We start from the raw sequence: 19,239 nt of genomic DNA, 5'->3' as shown, positions 1-19,239 counted from the left end.
TCACGCTATTTCTTACGAGCGGGCATAGCGTAATACATATCAGTGTCATACACTGAAGGGAGATATTATGAGCCAGAAATTAAAAGTCGTCACTATTGGTGGCGGGAGCAGCTACACCCCTGAATTACTTGAAGGCTTTATTAAGCGCTACCATGAATTACCTGTCACCGAATTATGGCTGGTTGATGTTGAAGACGGGAAAGAGAAGCTGGACATTATTTATGATCTCTGCCAGCGAATGATTGATAAAGCAGGCGTTCCGCTAAAATTGTATAAAACGCTGGATCGCCGGGAAGCGCTCAAAGACGCTAATTTTGTCACTACCCAGCTACGCGTTGGTCAACTCAAAGCCCGTGAACTGGACGAGCGTATCCCGCTTAGCCACGGCTATCTGGGGCAAGAAACCAACGGCGCTGGCGGTTTATTTAAAGGGTTGCGTACCATTCCGGTTATTTTTGACATCATTAAGGATGTTGAAGAATTATGTCCGAATGCGTGGGTCATTAACTTTACTAACCCGGCGGGGATGGTGACGGAAGCGGTTTATCGTCATACCAACTTTAAAAAATTCATCGGCGTATGTAATATTCCTGTCGGCATGAAAATGTTTATTCATGACGTGCTGGCGCTGAATGAGAATGACGATCTTTCCATTGACCTGTTTGGTCTAAACCATATGGTCTTTATTAAAGACGTGCTGGTGAATGGCACCTCACGGTTCGCAGAATTACTGGATGGCGTGGCGTCCGGTCAGTTGAAAGCGTCAACCGTAAAAAATATCTTTGATCTGCCGTTTAGTGAAGGATTGATTCGCTCGCTGAACATGCTGCCGTGCTCTTATTTGTTGTATTACTTCAAGCAAAAAGAGATGCTGGCGATTGAAATGGGCGAATATTACAAAGGCGGCGCGCGCGCTCAGGTCGTACAAAAAGTGGAGAAACAACTCTTCGACTTGTACAAAAATCCTGAGCTAAACGTGAAGCCGAAAGAGCTTGAGCAACGCGGCGGCGCTTATTATTCCGATGCCGCTTGTGAAGTCATTAACGCTATTTATAATGACAAGCAGACTGAGCATTACGTTAATATTCCACATCATGGGCATGTCGAGAATATCCCGGCGGACTGGGCGGTGGAAATGACCTGCATTCTGGGACGCAATGGCGCGACGCCGCACCCGCGTATCACCCGTTTTGACGAAAAAGTGCTGGGGCTTATCCACACTATTAAAGGATTTGAGGTCGCGGCCAGCAATGCGGCGCTGAGCGGAAACTTTAATGATGTGCTGCTGGCGCTTAACCTGAGTCCGCTGGTGCATTCCGACCGCGACGCAGAAGTCCTGGCGCGTGAGCTCATCCTGGCGCATGAAAAATGGCTGCCTAATTTTGCCGCTTGCATCGAAGCGCTTAAAGGTAAGCACCACTGACAGAGGTAGGCTATGGAACGCGTGTTGATTGTGAATGCCGATGATTTTGGCCTGAGTAAAGGGCAAAATTACGGCATTGTTGAAGCATATCGCAACGGCGTTGTGACCTCCACGACGGCGCTGGTCAATGGCGAGGCTATTGACCATGCGGCGCAGCTTAGCCGCGAGCTGCCTGCGCTTGGGGTGGGAATGCATTTTGTTTTGACGTTAGGCAAACCGGTGTCAGAGATGCCGGGCCTGACGCGAGATGGCCTGTTGGGGAAATGGATCTGGCAAATGGCGGAGGAGGATACGCTTCCGCTGGATGAAATTGCGCATGAACTGGCGTGTCAGTATCAGCGTTTCATCGACGTATTTGGCCGCGAGCCAACGCATCTCGACAGTCACCATCATGTGCATATGTTCCCGCAAATTTTCCCCATCGTCGCCCGCTTTGCGGCGCAGCGCGGGATTGCGTTACGTATTGACCGCCAGACGGTGTTGAACGCCGACGATCTGCCGTCGGATTTGCGCAGCACTCAAGGATTTAGCAGTGAATTTTACGGCGAGGAGATCACCGAAGCGTGCTTTTTACGCATTTTGGATGCCTCGGCGCATCGAGGAGAGGCCTCTCTGGAGGTGATGTGTCATCCGGCGTTTGTGGACAACATTATTCGCCAGAGCGCCTATTGTTACCCCCGCTTAACTGAACTGGAGGTGTTGACGTCTGCGTCACTCAAGGCAGCGATTGCGGAACGTGGATATCGTCCTGGCAGTTTTCTTGATATTTAGCTCCTGAGTTTGCGGCGCAAGAATGCGCCGCATTTTTTGCCGTTTATGCAGGAATCGCGTTAATTTTCCCCGCACGCGACCAGACACGGTGTGCCGCCATCAGCGTCAGCAGAGTGTCCATAAAGTGGTGGTCAACGTTATCTGCCTCAACAAGTCCTTCTTCCCCCTGGCTATCAATGTTTAAAAGCGCCTTAAACCGTCGGGCGTCGCCTGCCAGTGCGATGGGCTTCAGATGTTTGTAGGCTTCCAGAAGGTAGTAACGAGCATCGCCGCAACTCTCGATATCGGCAATATTGCCGCACGGTACTATTACCGCATCGACCGTTAGCGACGGCGCGCCGGCAAAGGTTGCCGCAATAGTTAATGTTGAACCGTCATCAGCCGTTACTTCACCCATCCGTGAATAGAGCAGTTTTGCGTGGACGCCTTTAGCTTTTAAAGCCTGCAAAATGGTCAGCAGATCGGCGGCGTTAACCTTGTCGTTCAGCAGGATAGCGACCACGCGGCCTTTAACATCGCCGTCCGGCACCGCATACAGGCTGAGCGCCGGATCTTTTTTCAGACCGTTGACATCAGGAGGCGGGGCAATTTGCGTTTGCTCATGGGTGAGTGCAAAACCGAGATTATGCGCGACGCCCTCAGCCAGCGTGACATCAATATGCGCTAACTGATCGACCACCCGCTCCCGAATATACGCGCGGGCGACTTTACCCAGTTCAAAGCTGAACGCGTCAATAATATGCTGCTGTTCTATCGGCGTCTGACTGAGCCAGAACAGGCGAGGATGCGCGTAATATTCACCGAAAGAGGGGCTGCGTTCGCGGATTTTATTGCCATCCACGCGTTCCTGGTATGATTCGAAGCCGCCGCGTTTTGGCGCTGGCGGCGTTTCGCGCGGCCAGTTGTCATTAATGGAGTTTGGTTCATAGTTCGCCGGATTGGTGTCGATATCCATCCGGTGCATACCGTCACGCTGGAAGTTATGGTAGGGGCAGGTAGGGCGGTTAATCGGAATTTCGTGGAAGTTTGGCCCGCCCAGACGACTGATTTGCGTGTCGGTATAAGAGAACAGACGCCCCTGTAACAGCGGATCGTTGGTAAAATCAATGCCGGGAACAATATGCCCTGGATGAAATGCCGCCTGTTCGTTTTCAGCGAAAAAGTTATCCGGATTACGGTTTAACACCATTTTGCCGACGCGTTGTACTGGCACCAGCTCTTCCGGAATCAGTTTGGTCGGATCGAGCAGATCAAAATCGAATTTAAATTCATCCTCTTCGGCAATGAGTTGTAGGCCCAGCTCGTATTCCGGGAAATCGCCCGCTTCGATGGCCTCCCACAGATCCCTGCGGTGAAAATCCGGATCGCGACCGGTCAGTTTTTGTGACTCATCCCACACCAGCGAGGCTTTACCTGCCAACGGTTTCCAGTGGAAACGGACAAAGGTCGCTTTCCCTTGTGCATTGATCAGACGGAAGGTGTGAATGCCGAACCCTTCCATCGTCCGATAACTCCGTGGAATACCGCGATCCGACATTGCCCACATGACGTTGTGCAGCGTCTCAGGCTGTAAGGAAACATAGTCCCAGAAGGTGTCGTGCGCGCTCTGTCCTTGCGGAATAGCCCAATGTGGTTCGGGCTTAACGGCGTGCACAAAATCCGGAAACTTATGCGCATCCTGGATAAAAAAGATCGGCGTGTTATTACCGACGAGATCGAAAATTCCCTCTTCGGTATAAAATTTGGTCGCAAAACCGCGGATATCACGTACGGTATCAGCAGACCCCGCGCCGCCCTGTACTGTCGAAAAGCGAACAAAGACCGGGGTAATTTTCTGTGGATCGCACAGAAACGCGGCTTTCGTGATGTCGCTCAGGTCTTTATATGGCTGGAAATAGCCGTGCGCTGCAGATCCGCGGGCGTGAACGATCCTCTCCGGGATACGCTCATGGTCAAAGTGGGTAATTTTCTCGCGCAGGATAAAATCTTCCAACAGCGTAGGGCCACGGCTGCCGGCGCGAAGAGAATTTTGATCGTCGGCGATGCGCACGCCCTGATTGGTGGTCAGCGCATAATTTTCGCTGCCTTTACGAAAGGCGTCGAGGGCGGTGAGCTTATCATTCGCGGTCTCGGGCGCTTTTAAGCTGCCGGGGGCCGTTGGTTGCGCGCCCGGCGGCGTCGGTTCTGGCGTGGGGCGATGTGAACCGTCTGACGGTGCCAGGGAGTCCAGGCCGGGCTGTGATTCACGGGTATCATGCACGGGGGACTGATGGGGGGATTTTTCATTATGCGACATTGAACTCGTCTCCTGCTTTCATCACTGAAATGGGCGTGGTAGTAGTCAAAATCACTCTAACTATAGAACATTTCAGCAATTATGCCGGGGGAGAGCGGAACGGCAGACAGGGTACAACGGGGAAATCGCACGCGCGGAACAGGACGTCGGGGGCGAAGATCGGCTAAAATAGTGTTTTTCTGATTTTTAGCCTTAGAGCCTATCCCAGTAGGCGTTATTGGCGCAGCCAGTTTGGACACGGACAGCGCGCAAAAACCGGAGCGTACACGTAGTACGTGAGGATTTTGAGCACTGCCCAGGACCAAAATGGCAAGTAAAATAGCCCTAATGGGATAGGCTCTTAGCCTCTTTTAGTGAAGCATTAATGATGAAACCTCTTCGCCAGCAAAATCGCCAGATTATTAGCTATATTCCGCGTGTTGAACCAGCGCCGCCGGAACATGCGATAAAAATGGATACGTTTCGCGACGTCTGGATACTGCGCGGTAAATATGTTGCCTTTGTTCTGACGGGGGAGTCATTTCAACGGTCGCCTGCCTTTAGCGTGCCAGAATCGGCGCAGCGTTGGGCGAATCAGGTTCGCCAGGAGAACGAAATCGCTGACTAAGTAAAAAACAAAACGCCGGTACTGGAGACCGGCGTTTTTAGTGACAGACATTTTGAGTTGCTGATCGTCGTGTCTCAGACGATATGAACTCCCGATAATGTATTATCGATGCGCCAGTTCGGCGTCTTCTTCGCTATCGAGAATGGTTTTATCGGTCTGCTTCAGCCACTGGCTGGTCAGCGTACCCGCGGTCATTGAGCCACTCACGTTCAGTGCGGTACGGCCCATATCAATCAACGGTTCGACGGAGATTAACAGCGCGACCAGCGTGACCGGTAAGCCCATGGCAGGCAGCACAATCAGCGCGGCGAAGGTCGCGCCGCCGCCAACGCCGGCAACACCCGCCGAACTTACGGTAACGATACCCACCAGCGTGGCTATCCATACGGGGTCTAAGGGGTTGATGCCGACCGTCGGCGCAACCATTACCGCCAACATCGCAGGATAAAGACCGGCACAACCGTTTTGGCCGATGGTCGCGCCAAAAGAGGCAGCAAAGCTGGCGATGGACTCCGGCACGCCCAGGCGGCGGGTTTGCGCTTCGACATTAAGTGGAATGGAGGCGGCGCTGGAGCGGCTGGTAAAGGCAAATGTCAGCACCGGCCACACCTTGCGGAAATATTTCAGCGGGCTAATCCCGTTCACGCCCAATAGTATGCCGTGAACCACAAACATTATCGCCAGACCAAGATATGACGCTACCACGAAGCTTCCAAGCTTAATGATGTCCTGCAGATTAGAGCCGGCAACCACTTTCGTCATCAGCGCCAGTACGCCGTAAGGCGTAAGTTGCATCACCAGACGCACCAGCTTCATTACCCAGCTTTGCAGGGTATCGATAGCAACAAGCACACGCTCGCCTTTTGGCGCATCATCTTTCAGCAGTTTAAGCGCGGCCACGCCCAGGAAGGCGGCGAAAATCACCACGCTGATAATAGACGTAGGATTTGCGCCAGTCAGATCCGCAAACGGATTTTTCGGTACAAAAGACAGCACCAGTTGCGGCACGCTGAGATCGGCCACTTTGCCGACATAGCTCGTCTCAATGGCATTCAGACGCGCGGTTTCCGCGCCGCCCTGAACCAGACCTTCCGCCGTCAGTCCGAACAGATTGGTGACCAGCACGCCCACCAGCGCTGCGATAAGGGTAGTAAACAGCAGCGTGCCGATAGTCAGAAAACTGATTTTCCCCAATTGAGAGGCGTTATGCAGTCGTGCCACGGCGCTTAAAATAGAGGCGAATACCAGCGGCATCACAATCATTTGTAGCAATTGCACATAGCCGTTGCCGACAATATTGAACCACTGAATGGAGTCTTTTAACACCTGACTGTCAGCGCCATAAATGGTGTGCAGGGCCAGACCAAAGACCACGCCCATCACAAGGCCGACAAGCACTTTTTTAGCCAGACTCCACTGTTTATGACGGGCCTGCGCCAGTACAAACAGCAGAATGACGAACACCGCAATGTTCGCAATTAATGGAAAATTCATCCCCGTTCTCCTGATTTTTTTATTATGAAGCGCTGTGTTTTAGCGATTCTGTTCGCGCAAGATTAGCAGAACTGTGAGCTGGCTCTTATATTCAAATGGAATGGTTTATACCAAAAATGACTTTGGCGTTGGTTTACTAATCAATCTGGTGATTTATAAAACGATTGAACTGCATTTGCAGGATAGTGATCATCTGCGAAGACCAGCGTATGACGTTGTTTTCCGGCATGGACTGCGGCATCCACACCGCCCAGGCAAACAACGCCATACATAAAAATCGCTCCAGTTGATTGCCCTTGCGCGGCGCCAGAATAGGCAGGCGGAAACGCCAGCGGCACGGCCACAGTAAGGGAACGCCTGCGGGGGTGAGCATATCCGCGACGATATGGCTTAAATAGCCGAGTACCATGCCTTGCAGCGCATCCGCCGGGATAATCCACGTATCCGGAACCTTGAGATAAAAGGTCGCCAGTAGGGCAAAGACCGCCAGCAGACTATGGGTAAACCCCCGGTGACCGAACGCGCGGGCGATCGGTTTCGATACCCATTTCAGGCGCTGACCAAGAAAAGATTTGGGGTGGTCGATATCCGGCAGCAGACAGGTCAAAATAGCCGAAGGAATAATATGCCACCAGTCGCCGTGCGCAAGGACGGGCGTTAACTCGGCATTCTTGGCGAAAACCGCGCTGGCTATAGAAAAAAGAAGATGTCCTTCCGCCGTCATGATAAAACCCATTAAACTGTCAATTCATACAGTATAGGGTTTTTATACAGTAGGCGGAAGTGGTGACGTTGTAACTCTTTGTCTCTGTCAAAGCCGCTTGCCGTCTGGCTCAGCGGCTAATTGCCCGTTGACTTTGTTTCGGAAACATCTTAACCGAGTAGATGCGCCGCCGTCAGCTCTGTCAGTGAGTTAAGTTTGACATTCGCCAGCGCAAAGCGCGGATCATGCTGGTTTTCTTCTGCTGGCACCACAATGGCGCGCATTCGCGCCGCCTTTGCCGCGATTAGACCATTCACCGAATCCTCCAGCGCCACGCAGGTTAATGGACCAACGCCTAATTTGGCCGCACAATCCAGATAGACCTGCGGATGCGGTTTGCTGTAGGGCAATTTTTCCGCAGAGGCCAGCGCGTCAAAACTGTCGCGCAGCTCAAACATGGTGAGCACTTTTTCCAGCATATGCAGCGGCGATGCCGAGGCAAGCCCCACTAATAGCCCCTGCGCTTTACACAGCGCCACGGCCTCGCGCACACCCGGTAAAAGAGGGCGCGTCTCTTCGATAAGCGTAATCGCGCGGGCAATGACACGGTTTGTCACTTCCTGGCGATCGGGGCCGCTCCACGGTTGCTGCGCAAACCAGAGATCGACAACCATATCAATGCGTAGCCCAAGCGTGTCTGGTAACTCATGGCGCCGAGTAATATCTACGCCTAAACTTGCCATCACGTCCAGTTCAGCGCGATCCCAGAGCGGTTCGGAATCGATCAGTAGTCCATCCATATCGAAAATTGCAGCAAGAATTTGACGTGGGGTTGACATCACAACCTCTCCTGTTGAGATTAAAAAATAACGAATTAAGCGTTCATTATGACCATGTTCTTAGTATATCGCCCTTAAAGATCAGGCGAAAACGGGAATCAACAGGTAGACTTAGGCCAAAACGACGCGTCTTTATCAAGGGGAACTCATGACGTATCAACAAGCTGGACGCATTGCAATCCTAAAAAGAGTTGTTGGGTGGGTTATTTTTATTCCGGCACTGCTTTCCACGCTCATCTCAGTCCTTAAATTTATGTATGCGCACAGTGAAAAGCAGGAGGGGATAAATGCGGTAATGCTGGATTTTACCCACGTAATGATAGACATGATGCGCGTGAATACGCCGTTTCTGAATGTTTTTTGGTACAACTCGCCGACGCCGAATTTTCAGGGAAGCCTGAATATCGGTTTCTGGCTCATTTTTATTCTGATTTTTGTCGGGCTGGCGATGCAGGATTCCGGCGCCAGAATGAGCCGCCAGTCACGTTTTTTGCGTGAAGGCGTGGAAGATCAGTTGATTCTGGAAAAAGCAAAAGGCGCGGAAGGGCTAACGCGTGAGCAGATAGAGTCACGTATCGTGGTGCCGCACCATACCATCTTTTTACAGTTTTTCCCGCTCTATATTTTGCCGGTCATTATTATCGTGCTCGGCTACTTTTTCTTTTCCTTGTTAGGCTTCATGTAAACTGAAAAATGCCGGATAGCCCGTATCCGGCATGGGCTGTACCTATACCGCAAGCAGCCGATCCATCGCTTTTTGCGCAGTAGCCAGGTGCTGACCGCCAAACAGCCTTGCCCGATTAAGCAGGGTGTAGAGCTGGTAAATCGGCTGCCTGTCGAGAAAATCCAGCGGTAGCGGCGAAACGGACTGATAGCCATCATAAATCTGCGGTGGCTGATCGGTATGCAGCGGCAGCATCGCCAGATCGCATTCTCTGTCGCCCCAATAGCAGGCTGGATCGAAGATATAGGGGCCGTCAGGGCCAAGCGCGCAGTTCGCCGACCATAGATCGCCATGCAAAAGAGAAGGCTGCGGTTGATGCGACGCCAGACGTTGCTGAACATGTTCAACAATGGCGTCAATATTACCAAAAGTAATGCCTTTTTCCGCGGCGAGTTCAAGCTGCCAGCCAATGCGCTGTTCGGCGAAAAAAGTCGACCAACGGCGTTGCCAGGTATTCGGCTGCGGCGTGGTAGAGAGCGCGTTGTCAAAATCGAGACCGAATTGAGGTTGATCGCTCCATTGGTGCAGACGCGCCAGCTGTTGCCCAAGAATAAACGCATTATGAGCATCCAGCGGGCGGGGCGAGAGGTAGTCCATGACTAAAAAGCTGTAATCCCGATCCGAACCTACCGCCCATACCTTAGGCACAACAACGGTTTTACTGCGGGAGAGCAGCTCCAGCTGATCGGCTTCAGCGGTAAAACCGCGAAGCATTTCTCGTTCATCGCACTTCACGAAAAAATCATGGCCTGCATAACGTAAATGCCATGCGGCATGAACTTCTCCGCCAGGCAGTTCATTACGCAGTTCGATTTCGCCTTCACCGACTTGCTCGCTTAAAAGACGACTGATAGCTTGCCACATAATGTCTCTCCCCACGTTGTCTGCCAGATCATAAGGTTAGCGCAAAAATGCGGTTAAAAAATACGAACTAACGCACATCGCGGACGCGCCGCGGCGGGAATGGCACTTATTGTGCGTTTTTACTCCACGCCTCCCAGGTCGCCACGGTAATGTCGACATCCTTATCTAACGCGCTTTTCGCAAGTCCGGCGACAAGCGCTTTGATTTCATCAGCGCTCTGAGCGCTAACAAAGCCAAACGTATTGGTGCCGAGCTCATGCACATTCCCTTCATCGTCCGTTAATGTCAGCAAAAAACCGCTGCGCGTCAGATGATTATTGAGTTCGTTAATCTCGGTCAGGGAATCTTCATGGAAGGTTACGGTAATAACATAACGGGTAATATCGCCACTGGCCATCGTTCACCTTGTTGGGAGCAACTGTGTTTTTAGCAGCGGCGGATGCGCCGCCCGTTAACCGATTTTCCGGTTTCCCCCTCGGCGAGGGGGAAACGATTATTGCGCGGAAAGATAGGCGTATATTTTTTGGGTATCGTCACGAGAACACAGACGCGTACCTTGATTGAGCGTAGCAGCGCTGCCTGCCGCCACACCGAAGCGCACCATCTCTTCCAGCGACGCGTCTTGCGCCAGTTTTAACGTCATCGCGCCTACCATACTGTCGCCTGCGCCAACAGTACTTTGACTTTTCACCGGGGGAGGAACAACCTGGATGCAATTCTCACTGTCTATGCCCAGTGCCCCTTGCGGCCCCAGAGAGACCACTACCCGGCGAGCCTTGCCGCTTTGCACTAATTCCTGGGCCGCTTTACGCACATCATCAGGTTGCGTCAGATCGCGATTAACCAACGCGCTCAATTCTTTCAGGTTAGGTTTCACCAGTTCGATATCGCCAAGCGCCAGCGCGGCGGTGAGCGCGTCGCCAGAGCTATCAATAATGCAGCGAATGCCTTGCTTCTGCGCGGCGGAAATCAGTTGCGTGAGTTTCTCGACCTTAACGCCGGGCGGAAGGCTGCCGCTGATAACCAGAATTGCCCCGGATTCAATTTCCAGTACCTGTTCTTCAAGCTGGCGAAATTCGTCATCGTCCAGCGTGGCGCCGGGCATAACAAAACGATACTGTTCGCCGCTGGACTCGACGTGGACGTGCAGGTTCTGACGCGTCCAGTCCTTCGCATCGACGGTAGACACGGGGACATTTTCGTCAGCCAGTAGTGCGACCAGATGTTCGCCGGTAGCGCCGCCAGCCGGGAAAATTGCGGTCGCGGTGCCGCCAAGATGCGCAATGGCGCGAGCGACATTAATACCCCCGCCACCGGGTTCGAATACCGGCGCGGAGCACCGCAGTTTACCTTCGGGATAAATTTGCGGCGTGATTGTTGCGCTATCGAGAGAGGGCGCAAGCGTCAACGTATAGATACGTACCATCGTTACCTCCTGTTAGGCTGATTTCAGTCTGGCACTTAATCCCCGGAAAGTGAAGGAATTAACAACATGATTTTCCGGATCTTTATTTAAAGAAGTACGATGTAAAGTTATATAAATAAATGAATGCTTCGGGAGGGTTCTTATTCAAAAAATGAAATAGTAATTGATTGCTATGTTATTCGGGGCTTCTTATAATTCGCTACCTTTCCAGGGGCGTTTGTCATTGATCCCTATGAAAGTTTCCGGGACCGTCGTGGTCTCTTTTTTAGTTGTACGGACTCTATATAAATGAAGCTTTTGAAGGCAGTACCCGCTGTAGTTATGCTGGCGGGTGGCGTGTTCGCGTCTCTGTATGCCGCCGCCGATGATTCCGTTTTTACTGTCATGGATGATCCCTCCACCGCGAAAAAACCTTTTGAAGGTAATCTGAATGCGGGCTACCTTGCTCAGTCAGGCAATACTAAAAGTTCTTCCTTAACGGCTGACACGGCGATGACCTGGTATGGACAACGTACCGCCTGGTCATTATGGGGCAATGCCAGCAATACCTCCTCTAATGATGAACGCTCTTCAGAAAAATATGCGGTAGGCGCGCGTAACCGTTTTAATATGACGGATTATGATTATACCTTTGGCCAGGCCAGTTGGCTGACAGACCGTTTCAACGGTTATCGTCAGCGCGACGTACTGACCGCCGGTTACGGGCGGCAGTTCCTTAATGGTCCAGTGCACAGCTTCCGTTTTGAATTCGGTCCAGGGGTTCGCTATGACGAACATACGGACGATACCACTGAAACGCAGCCGTTGGGTTATGCTTCCGGCAGCTATGCCTGGCAGTTAACTGACAATGCTAAGTTTACACAGGGGGTGTCAGTATTTGGCGCAGAAGACACCACACTAAATTCGGAAACAGCCCTCAATGTCGCCATTAACGAACATTTTGGTCTAAAGGTGGGGTATAATTTAACGTGGAACTCGCAGCCGCCTGAATCAGCGCCTGAACATACCGATCGCCGCACTACGGTAACGCTGGGCTATAAGATGTAATATTGTACCGGGTTACATTACGTAACCCGGTTATTCCGTGGTGACGCCTCAGAAGAAGAAGGTGATGTCGCCGTTGATATAAGAATAGTCGTCTCCGGTGCGAAATTCCGACGTGACTTTGTTTAAAGAAAGAGAAAATGCGACGGGAGAATAGCCGATGGTGGCACCGACGCGATATTCATCCACGGTTTTATTAATATCCACCGTTTCCATTTTTGTTTGCAGCGTTTTCCCCTGTAACGTGTAGTTTTTATCAACTTCCCTGCGCTCAACGCCAGCAAATACCTTATAGATCAATCTCTCTTTTTGAGTGTGTATTAACCCTCGGCGGGACAGTAACCCAAACCCATTATCAGAGTTGAAGGTCTTATCATTTCCCAGCGCAACGGTTGCGCCGTACCCTAAATACTGGAAGAGATTGCCGCCGACAGCAGAGACTTCTGGATAGAAGCCCACATTGACGCCCAGAATATCAATAGCTGGCGTAAGGGACACCATTCCTTTGGCCGTATAACCATAACGGTTTTCAATTTGATCCTGCCAGGCAGGGTATTTTTCTGCGCCTATTATTCGATGCGCCCGATTCTGAACCTCCTGACCACCTGCGTCAGGACCAATAACGCCGATATCGGTACCTAAACGATAACGTAACCAATTGGTGGCTAATGAATTCCACTCCAGTCCGGTATGAAGAAAGGCGCTGAACGCGCGGTCGCCTTTGACGGCTTCAGGCTTTCTCTTGTTAGCGCCTGATGGAGAATAAATATCTTGCGCGATATGAAAAGAGAGTTGACTGGCGTCAGTGAGATCGTGGCTGTAGCCTAAAAAGAGCCCGGCAGTATAATCACCCCGGTCTGCAGCCTTGTGCCCATAAAGGGCATTTAAGGATGGTTGAAATATACCTGCATCATCATTCGCCACTGAAATAGCAAGGCTACTGGCATTGGCCATTGTGGTCGTACTGAGTATGGCGGCAATCATCGTTGCGCAATAGCTGTATTTGTTCACTTTTTACCCCTGAATATGAAAGTGAATACTCTTATTTTTACAAAGTAATAAGCACAGCAGCATGATGCGCAGTGCTTATTAAACCTTTAAATATAACTAAACTCCTGCCAGCAGCGAGTCATTGAGAGGATACGTTGCCTTAATGTTGAAAAATGGTGTTGAAAAAAATGCGTCAGATATTATTGAATATCCATTTTTCATTCGCTATCTGAGTGCGAGAAATTATTGGCTTCACGATTATGCATATAATACGATGTTTTTTGGTATCAACATGAATATCACGTTGTATTCTTTTGAGCTCATTTTCTATGATGACTTCGATGTTTATCTGTTATTAATTTTTACCGTGATAGTGTTGTCTTTAATGATGAGAGTATCTAACGGCTGGTAGGGTAATATAACCAAATTATTACTATCTGAATTATTAGGGCAGTTATTATTAAGGAAGCAAAAGTGAATAAGACCATTAATCTGCTAAAATTACTGCCCGTAGTATTATTAAGCGCATGTACTACATCGTATCCTCCCCAGGATACAACATCGGCACCCGAGTTACCCCATCGTAACGTACTCGTTCAACAACCTGATAACTGTAGCGTTGGCTGTCCTCAAGGAGGAAGTCAACAAACAATCTATCGCCATGTCTATACGCTCAATAATAATAGCGCCACGAAATTTGCCAACTGGGTTGCCTATAGCGTGACAAAAACCAGCCAGGCAAGCGGTCGCCCGCGGAACTGGGCGCAGGACCCCGATTTACCGCCCTCGGATACGTTGGCCCCTTCCGCCTATAAAAATGCCCATACGCTATTAAAAGTCGATAGGGGACACCAGGCGCCGTTGGCAGGATTGGGCGGCGTATCGGACTGGCCGTCGTTAAATTATTTATCGAATATTACGCCGCAGAAATCCGCCCTGAATCAGGGAGCATGGGCTGCACTGGAAAACCGGGTGCGCGAACTTGCCAAACAGGCTGATGTATCTGTAGTGCACGTAGTGACCGGCCCCCTTTTTGAGCGGCATATCGCCACATTGCCAGAAGATGCGACGGTAGAAATTCCCAGCGGGTACTGGAAGGTTTTATTCACCGGAACGGCGCCGTCAAAAAGTGAAGGAAATTACGCTGCGTTTATTATGGATCAGAATACGCCCCGTTCGGCGAATTTTTGCGACTATCAGGTTACCGTGGACGCTATCGAACATAAAACGAAGCCAGTGCTGACGCTGTGGTCTGCCTTGCCTGAAGCGGTAGCCAGCGAGGTGAAAACAACAAAGGGGAGTCTGGCGCAGAAGTTAGGTTGTCGATGAGAAGCGCTATACGGCGCGTAGAAAGATAACGGAGAAATCCTGTCAAGGGTCTTGATTTGCTACAGAGTGATGCCATCTCCCTTTTTTTAGTGTTACCATCGTCATGCCGGACGAAAATAGCGATTTTCGTCTGTGTCGAAGGTTGTGCGCCAATTTAGCAATGGTTGGCTAGATGGATACACAACTCACTGTCAATAAATTCATTTTCTCTTTGTATGTGATCTTGCGTATGGGTCACCACTGCAAATAAGGATATAACATGCCTGTTATTACTCTTCCTGATGGCAGCCAACGCCATTATGACCACCCTGTAAGCCCGATGGATGTTGCTCTGGACATTGGTCCTGGCCTGGCGAAAGCCACCATTGCGGGCCGTGTGAATGGCGAGCTGGTTGATGCTTCCGATCTGATTGAAAATGATGCGACGCTTTCCATCATCACCGCAAAAGATGAAGAGGGTCTGGAGATCATTCGTCACTCTTGCGCGCATCTGTTAGGTCACGCTATCAAGCAACTTTGGCCGCACACGAAAATGGCGATCGGCCCGGTTGTCGACAACGGTTTTTACTATGACGTTGATCTTGACCGCACGCTAACTCAGGAAGATGTCGAAGCGCTCGAAAAGCGGATGCATGAGCTCGCCGAGAAAAATTACGACGTTATCAAGAAGAAAGTCAGCTGGCACGAAGCGCGTGAAACCTTCGTGAAGCGTGGTGAAAGCTACAAAGTTTCCATTCTTGATGAAAACATTGCCCATGATGATAAGCCAGGCTTGTACCATCATGAAGAATATGTCGACATGTGTCGTGGTCCGCACGTGCCGAATATGCGTTTCTGCCATCACTTTAAACTGATGAAAACTGCTGGCGCATACTGGCGCGGTGACAGCAATAATAAGATGTTGCAGCGTATTTACGGTACGGCATGGGCAGATAAAAAAGCCCTGAACGCTTATCTGCAGCGCCTGGAAGAGGCCGCAAAACGCGACCACCGTAAAATTGGTAAGCAGCTCGACCTGTATCATATGCAGGAAGAAGCGCCGGGCATGGTGTTCTGGCATAACGACGGCTGGACTATCTTCCGCGAGCTGGAGGTCTTTGTTCGTTCTAAACTCAAAGAGTACCAGTATCAAGAAGTTAAAGGCCCGTTCATGATGGACCGTGTGCTGTGGGAAAAAACCGGGCACTGGGACAACTATAAAGATGCGATGTTCACCACATCCTCAGAAAACCGCGAATATTGCATCAAGCCGATGAACTGCCCGGGCCACGTTCAGATCTTTAACCAGGGTCTGAAATCCTATCGTGATTTGCCGCTGCGTATGGCGGAATTCGGTAGCTGCCACCGTAACGAGCCATCAGGCGCGCTGCATGGTCTGATGCGCGTACGCGGCTTTACGCAGGATGATGCGCATATCTTCTGCACCGAAGAGCAGATCCGCGATGAAGTTAACGCTTGTATTCGTATGGTCTACGATATGTACAGCACCTTTGGCTTCGAGAAGATCGTCGTCAAGCTTTCCACTCGTCCTGACAAGCGTATCGGCAGCGATGAGATGTGGGATCGTGCTGAGGCGGATCTGGCGGTTGCGCTGGAAGAAAATAATATCCCGTTTGAGTATCAACTGGGTGAAGGCGCATTCTACGGTCCGAAAATTGAATTTACCTTATATGACTGCCTCGATCGTGCATGGCAGTGCGGTACAGTACAGCTGGACTTCTCCTTACCGTCTCGTCTGAGCGCCTCCTATGTAGGCGAAGACAATGAGCGTAAGGTGCCGGTAATGATTCACCGTGCGATTCTTGGGTCGATGGAACGCTTCATCGGTATCCTGACCGAAGAGTTCGCTGGTTTCTTCCCGACATGGCTCGCGCCTGTTCAGGTAGTCGTGATGAATATTACCGATTCGCAGTCTGAATACGTTAACGAATTGACGCAGAAACTACAAAATGCGGGCATTCGTGTAAAAGCAGACTTGAGAAATGAGAAGATTGGCTTTAAAATCCGCGAGCACACTTTACGTCGTGTCCCTTATATGTTGGTCTGTGGTGATAAAGAGGTGGAAGCAGGCAAAGTTGCCGTTCGCACCCGCCGCGGTAAAGACCTGGGCAGTCTGGACGTAAATGACGTGATTGAGAAGCTGCAACAAGAGATTCGCAGCCGCAGTCTTCAACAACTGGAGGAATAAAGTATTAAAGGCGGAAAACGAGTTCAAACGGCGCGTCCGAATCGTATTAATAGCGAAATTCGCGCGCAAGAAGTTCGCTTAACAGGTCTGGAAGGCGAGCAGCTTGGTATTGTGAGTCTGAGAGAAGCTCTGGAAAAAGCTGAAGAAGCCGGAGTAGACTTAGTCGAAATCAGCCCTAACGCCGAGCCGCCGGTTTGTCGTATAATGGATTACGGCAAATTCCTCTATGAAAAGAGTAAGTCTTCTAAGGAACAGAAGAAAAAGCAAAAAGTTATCCAGGTGAAGGAAATTAAATTCCGTCCTGGGACAGATGAAGGCGACTATCAGGTAAAACTCCGCAGCCTGATTCGCTTTCTCGAAGAGGGCGATAAGGCCAAAATCACGCTGCGTTTCCGCGGTCGTGAAATGGCCCACCAGCAAATCGGTATGGAAGTGCTTAATCGCGTGAAAGACGATTTGCAAGAACTGGCAGTGGTCGAATCCTTCCCAACGAAGATCGAAGGCCGTCAGATGATTATGGTGCTTGCTCCTAAGAAGAAACAGTAAGGCCTTCAAGTAACAATTCTGTGAAGCCTTCGGGCTTCACAGGTTTTGTTCGCCTATGTTTCGTTTATTAACAATGCGAAGTGGAAGTTATTAAAATGCCAAAAATTAAGACCGTACGCGGTGCTGCTAAGCGCTTCAAAAAAACCGGTAAAGGTGGTTTTAAGCACAAGCACGCTAACCTGCGTCACATTCTGACCAAAAAAGCGACTAAACGTAAACGTCACCTGCGTCCGAAAGCCATGGTTTCTAAAGGCGATCTGGGCCTGGTTATCGCGTGCCTGCCGTACGCATAAGCCGTTAACGTTTTTAACTTTTTAATTAGAATAGATACAGGAGAGCACATATGGCTCGCGTAAAACGTGGTGTAATTGCACGCGCACGTCACAAGAAAATTTTGAAACAAGCCAAAGGCTACTACGGTGCGCGTTCTCGCGTATACCGCGTTGCCTTCCAGGCAGTTATCAAAGCTGGTCAGTATGCTTACCGTGACCGTCGTCAACGTAAGCGTCAGTTCCGTCAACTGTGGATTGCGCGTATCAACGCAGCAGCACGTCAGAACGGTATTTCTTACAGCAAATTCATCAACGGCCTGAAAAAAGCCTCTGTTGAAATCGACCGTAAGATCCTGGCTGATATCGCCGTATTCGACAAAGTCGCGTTCACCGCGCTGGTTGAAAAAGCGAAAGCAGCTCTGGCATAAGCCAGTGAAAAGAGGGAGCCTGGCTCCCTCTCTTTTATTTACTGTTCAGTGAGTTGACAATTGACCTGTAACCCTTTTCAATAAAGGATATTCGGTTTTACCACATAAGGTAACGCAAGCATGAACGCTGCTATTTTCCGTTTCTTTTTTTACTTTAGCACCTGATCCCAGGAGGCTAGCGCGTGAAAAACGAAACGAAAAACAGCGCAAAAAAGCCTCCTGATGGAGGCTTTTTTTGTATCTGAAATCGAGAGATTACGTCCAATGAACCGGTGTCTTCACCGACACAATGAGGAAAACCATGTCACATCTCGCAGAGCTGGTTGCCAATGCAGCGGCCGCCATTAACCAGGCGTCAGATGTTGCCGCGTTAGACAATGTACGCGTCGAATATTTGGGCAAGAAAGGGCATTTAACCCTTCAGATGACGACCCTACGCGATCTGCCGCCGGAAGAGCGTCCGGCAGCCGGGGCAGTCATTAACGCCGCGAAAGAGCAGGTACAACAGGCTCTTAACGCGCGTAAAGCCGAGCTGGAAAGCGCAGCGCTTAACGCCCGTCTGGCCGCTGAAACCATCGATATCTCCCTGCCGGGGCGCCGTATTGAGAACGGCGGTCTGCATCCGGTCACGCGTACCATTGACCGTATTGAAAGTTTCTTCGGCGAGCTTGGTTTTACCGTGGCGACTGGCCCGGAAATCGAAGATGACTACCATAACTTCGACGCGTTAAACATTCCGGGTCATCATCCGGCCCGCGCCGATCATGATACCTTCTGGTTTGACGCGACCCGTCTGCTGCGGACCCAGACGTCTGGCGTCCAGATCCGGACGATGAAAGCGCAGCAACCGCCGATCCGCATTATTGCGCCGGGCCGTGTATACCGTAATGACTACGACCAGACGCATACTCCGATGTTCCATCAGATGGAAGGCCTGATTGTTGATACCAACATCAGCTTCACCAACCTCAAAGGTACGCTGCACGACTTCCTGCGTAATTTCTTTGAGGAGGATCTGCAGATTCGCTTCCGTCCTTCTTATTTTCCGTTTACCGAACCTTCTGCAGAAGTAGATGTGATGGGTAAAAACGGCAAATGGCTGGAAGTGCTGGGCTGCGGGATGGTGCATCCGAATGTGCTGCGTAATGTCGGTATCGATCCGGAAATCTATTCTGGCTTCGCTTTTGGTATGGGGATGGAACGTCTGACCATGTTGCGTTACGGCGTCACCGACCTGCGTTCATTCTTCGAAAACGATCTGCGTTTCCTTAAACAGTTTAAATAAAGGCAGGATA

At 50.6% G+C, this 19,239-nt stretch carries 20 protein-coding genes, 1 pseudogene and 1 other annotated feature; of the genes and pseudogenes, 13 read left to right on the top strand and 8 right to left on the bottom strand.

Features of this window, described 5'->3' with window-relative positions:
- Positions 1-67: 67 nt before the first annotated feature.
- A complete protein-coding gene (locus NA389_RS10340) occupies positions 68-1,423 on the top strand; it encodes a 6-phospho-beta-glucosidase (RefSeq protein ID WP_000078772.1) in 1,356 nt (451 codons plus the stop codon).
- Positions 1,424-1,435: 12 nt separating this feature from the next.
- The gene (chbG, locus tag NA389_RS10335; RefSeq protein WP_000442730.1) at positions 1,436-2,194 is read left to right on the top strand and encodes a chitin disaccharide deacetylase; all 759 of its coding nucleotides are present in this window, start codon (positions 1,436-1,438) and stop codon (positions 2,192-2,194) included.
- Between the two features lie 43 nt (positions 2,195-2,237).
- Here chbG and katE read toward each other — a convergent pair whose 3' ends face one another.
- Entirely contained in the window at positions 2,238-4,490 is a 2,253-nt protein-coding gene (gene katE / locus NA389_RS10330; protein WP_000019096.1) for a catalase HPII, read from the bottom strand.
- A gap of 364 nt (positions 4,491-4,854) precedes the next feature.
- Between katE and cedA the strand changes: the two genes are divergently transcribed.
- Positions 4,855-5,097 carry a cell division activator CedA gene (gene cedA, locus NA389_RS10325; protein WP_000977510.1) on the top strand — a complete coding sequence of 81 codons (243 nt, stop codon included), beginning with the start codon at positions 4,855-4,857 and terminating at the stop codon, positions 5,095-5,097.
- A gap of 102 nt (positions 5,098-5,199) precedes the next feature.
- On the opposite strand, the gene tcyP is transcribed toward cedA, so the two are convergent.
- From tcyP to hxpB, 3 genes are all read right to left on the bottom strand, one after another.
- Positions 5,200-6,591 carry a cystine/sulfocysteine:cation symporter gene (gene tcyP, locus NA389_RS10320; RefSeq protein ID WP_001010662.1) on the bottom strand — a complete coding sequence of 464 codons (1,392 nt, stop codon included), beginning with the start codon at positions 6,589-6,591 and terminating at the stop codon, positions 5,200-5,202.
- 136 nt (positions 6,592-6,727) lie between these two features.
- On the bottom strand, positions 6,728-7,327 hold the full coding sequence (locus NA389_RS10315) for a metal-dependent hydrolase (RefSeq protein WP_000505804.1): 600 nt from the start codon (positions 7,325-7,327) through the stop codon (positions 6,728-6,730).
- Between the two features lie 137 nt (positions 7,328-7,464).
- The gene (hxpB, locus tag NA389_RS10310; RefSeq protein WP_000106857.1) at positions 7,465-8,133 is read right to left on the bottom strand and encodes a hexitol phosphatase HxpB; all 669 of its coding nucleotides are present in this window, start codon (positions 8,131-8,133) and stop codon (positions 7,465-7,467) included.
- 148 nt (positions 8,134-8,281) lie between these two features.
- On the opposite strand from hxpB, the gene NA389_RS10305 reads away from it, so the two are divergent.
- Positions 8,282-8,818 (top strand): YniB family protein, encoded by a 537-nt coding sequence (locus NA389_RS10305; protein ID WP_000222158.1) that lies wholly within the window; start codon positions 8,282-8,284, stop codon positions 8,816-8,818.
- Between the two features lie 42 nt (positions 8,819-8,860).
- Here NA389_RS10305 and NA389_RS10300 read toward each other — a convergent pair whose 3' ends face one another.
- The 3 genes from NA389_RS10300 to pfkB form a co-directional block, all read right to left on the bottom strand.
- Positions 8,861-9,721, bottom strand: a complete 861-nt coding sequence (locus NA389_RS10300; protein WP_000267686.1) for a fructosamine kinase family protein — start codon at positions 9,719-9,721, stop codon at positions 8,861-8,863.
- Between the two features lie 106 nt (positions 9,722-9,827).
- A complete protein-coding gene (gene ghoS / locus NA389_RS10295) occupies positions 9,828-10,118 on the bottom strand; it encodes a type V toxin-antitoxin system endoribonuclease antitoxin GhoS (RefSeq protein ID WP_000146133.1) in 291 nt (96 codons plus the stop codon).
- A 96-nt stretch (positions 10,119-10,214) separates the two neighbouring features.
- The gene (gene pfkB, locus NA389_RS10290; RefSeq protein ID WP_000251707.1) at positions 10,215-11,147 is read right to left on the bottom strand and encodes a 6-phosphofructokinase II; all 933 of its coding nucleotides are present in this window, start codon (positions 11,145-11,147) and stop codon (positions 10,215-10,217) included.
- Between the two features lie 288 nt (positions 11,148-11,435).
- Between pfkB and NA389_RS10285 the strand changes: the two genes are divergently transcribed.
- Positions 11,436-12,194, top strand: a complete 759-nt coding sequence (locus NA389_RS10285; RefSeq protein WP_000770981.1) for a DUF481 domain-containing protein — start codon at positions 11,436-11,438, stop codon at positions 12,192-12,194.
- A gap of 48 nt (positions 12,195-12,242) precedes the next feature.
- Here the strand turns inward: NA389_RS10285 and NA389_RS10280 are convergent, their stop codons facing one another.
- Positions 12,243-13,202 carry a lipid A deacylase LpxR family protein gene (locus NA389_RS10280; RefSeq protein WP_001046435.1) on the bottom strand — a complete coding sequence of 320 codons (960 nt, stop codon included), beginning with the start codon at positions 13,200-13,202 and terminating at the stop codon, positions 12,243-12,245.
- A gap of 142 nt (positions 13,203-13,344) precedes the next feature.
- Between NA389_RS10280 and NA389_RS10275 the strand changes: the two are divergent.
- The 8 genes and pseudogenes from NA389_RS10275 (at position 13,345) to pheS (ending at position 19,229) form a co-directional block, all read left to right on the top strand.
- Positions 13,345-13,659, top strand: a pseudogene (locus NA389_RS10275) (hypothetical protein).
- A complete protein-coding gene (locus NA389_RS10270; protein WP_001044092.1) occupies positions 13,656-14,510 on the top strand; it encodes a DNA/RNA non-specific endonuclease in 855 nt (284 codons plus the stop codon). Before NA389_RS10275 ends, NA389_RS10270 begins: the two are co-directional and overlap by 4 nt.
- A gap of 259 nt (positions 14,511-14,769) precedes the next feature.
- Entirely contained in the window at positions 14,770-16,698 is a 1,929-nt protein-coding gene (gene thrS / locus NA389_RS10265; protein WP_001144226.1) for a threonine--tRNA ligase, read from the top strand.
- Between the two features lie 3 nt (positions 16,699-16,701).
- Complete coding sequence (gene infC, locus NA389_RS10260; RefSeq protein ID WP_001574431.1) at positions 16,702-17,244, top strand: translation initiation factor IF-3; 543 nt, start codon at positions 16,702-16,704, stop codon at positions 17,242-17,244.
- A 95-nt stretch (positions 17,245-17,339) separates the two neighbouring features.
- Positions 17,340-17,537 carry a 50S ribosomal protein L35 gene (rpmI, locus tag NA389_RS10255; RefSeq protein WP_001124225.1) on the top strand — a complete coding sequence of 66 codons (198 nt, stop codon included), beginning with the start codon at positions 17,340-17,342 and terminating at the stop codon, positions 17,535-17,537.
- Positions 17,538-17,587: 50 nt separating this feature from the next.
- Positions 17,588-17,944: a 50S ribosomal protein L20 gene (gene rplT, locus NA389_RS10250; protein WP_000124850.1), complete on the top strand. Its 357-nt coding sequence runs from the start codon at positions 17,588-17,590 to the stop codon at positions 17,942-17,944.
- Positions 17,945-18,059: 115 nt separating this feature from the next.
- Positions 18,060-18,183, top strand: a sequence feature (Phe leader region).
- Positions 18,065-18,109: a pheST operon leader peptide PheM gene (pheM, locus tag NA389_RS10245; protein WP_001386830.1), complete on the top strand. Its 45-nt coding sequence runs from the start codon at positions 18,065-18,067 to the stop codon at positions 18,107-18,109. (Overlaps the previous feature by 45 nt.)
- Before the next feature lie 62 nt (positions 18,184-18,245).
- Positions 18,246-19,229, top strand: a complete 984-nt coding sequence (gene pheS, locus NA389_RS10240; protein WP_000018570.1) for a phenylalanine--tRNA ligase subunit alpha — start codon at positions 18,246-18,248, stop codon at positions 19,227-19,229.
- Positions 19,230-19,239 lie beyond the last annotated feature (10 nt).

The sequence above is a fragment of the Salmonella sp. NW645 genome, from assembly GCF_051703725.1.
In the GTDB taxonomy this organism is placed as follows: domain Bacteria; phylum Pseudomonadota; class Gammaproteobacteria; order Enterobacterales; family Enterobacteriaceae; genus Salmonella; species Salmonella enterica.
Note: the sequence above shows the minus strand (reverse complement) of the source record. Positions and strands in the feature narration are given on the sequence as shown.

Bases quoted from the DNA above. Each gene is read 5' to 3' on its own strand.
- NA389_RS10340 (WP_000078772.1), top strand. From the start codon at position 68: ATGAGCCAGAAATTAAAAGTCGTCACTATTGGTGGCGGGAGCAGCTAC.
- chbG (WP_000442730.1), top strand. From the start codon at position 1,436: ATGGAACGCGTGTTGATTGTGAATGCCGATGATTTTGGCCTGAGTAAA.
- katE (WP_000019096.1), bottom strand. From the start codon at position 4,490: ATGTCGCATAATGAAAAATCCCCCCATCAGTCCCCCGTGCATGATACC.
- cedA (WP_000977510.1), top strand. From the start codon at position 4,855: ATGATGAAACCTCTTCGCCAGCAAAATCGCCAGATTATTAGCTATATT.
- tcyP (WP_001010662.1), bottom strand. From the start codon at position 6,591: ATGAATTTTCCATTAATTGCGAACATTGCGGTGTTCGTCATTCTGCTG.
- NA389_RS10315 (WP_000505804.1), bottom strand. From the start codon at position 7,327: ATGGGTTTTATCATGACGGCGGAAGGACATCTTCTTTTTTCTATAGCC.
- hxpB (WP_000106857.1), bottom strand. From the start codon at position 8,133: ATGTCAACCCCACGTCAAATTCTTGCTGCAATTTTCGATATGGATGGA.
- NA389_RS10305 (WP_000222158.1), top strand. From the start codon at position 8,282: ATGACGTATCAACAAGCTGGACGCATTGCAATCCTAAAAAGAGTTGTT.
- NA389_RS10300 (WP_000267686.1), bottom strand. From the start codon at position 9,721: ATGTGGCAAGCTATCAGTCGTCTTTTAAGCGAGCAAGTCGGTGAAGGC.
- ghoS (WP_000146133.1), bottom strand. From the start codon at position 10,118: ATGGCCAGTGGCGATATTACCCGTTATGTTATTACCGTAACCTTCCAT.
- pfkB (WP_000251707.1), bottom strand. From the start codon at position 11,147: ATGGTACGTATCTATACGTTGACGCTTGCGCCCTCTCTCGATAGCGCA.
- NA389_RS10285 (WP_000770981.1), top strand. From the start codon at position 11,436: ATGAAGCTTTTGAAGGCAGTACCCGCTGTAGTTATGCTGGCGGGTGGC.
- thrS (WP_001144226.1), top strand. From the start codon at position 14,770: ATGCCTGTTATTACTCTTCCTGATGGCAGCCAACGCCATTATGACCAC.
- rpmI (WP_001124225.1), top strand. From the start codon at position 17,340: ATGCCAAAAATTAAGACCGTACGCGGTGCTGCTAAGCGCTTCAAAAAA.
- rplT (WP_000124850.1), top strand. From the start codon at position 17,588: ATGGCTCGCGTAAAACGTGGTGTAATTGCACGCGCACGTCACAAGAAA.
- pheS (WP_000018570.1), top strand. From the start codon at position 18,246: ATGTCACATCTCGCAGAGCTGGTTGCCAATGCAGCGGCCGCCATTAAC.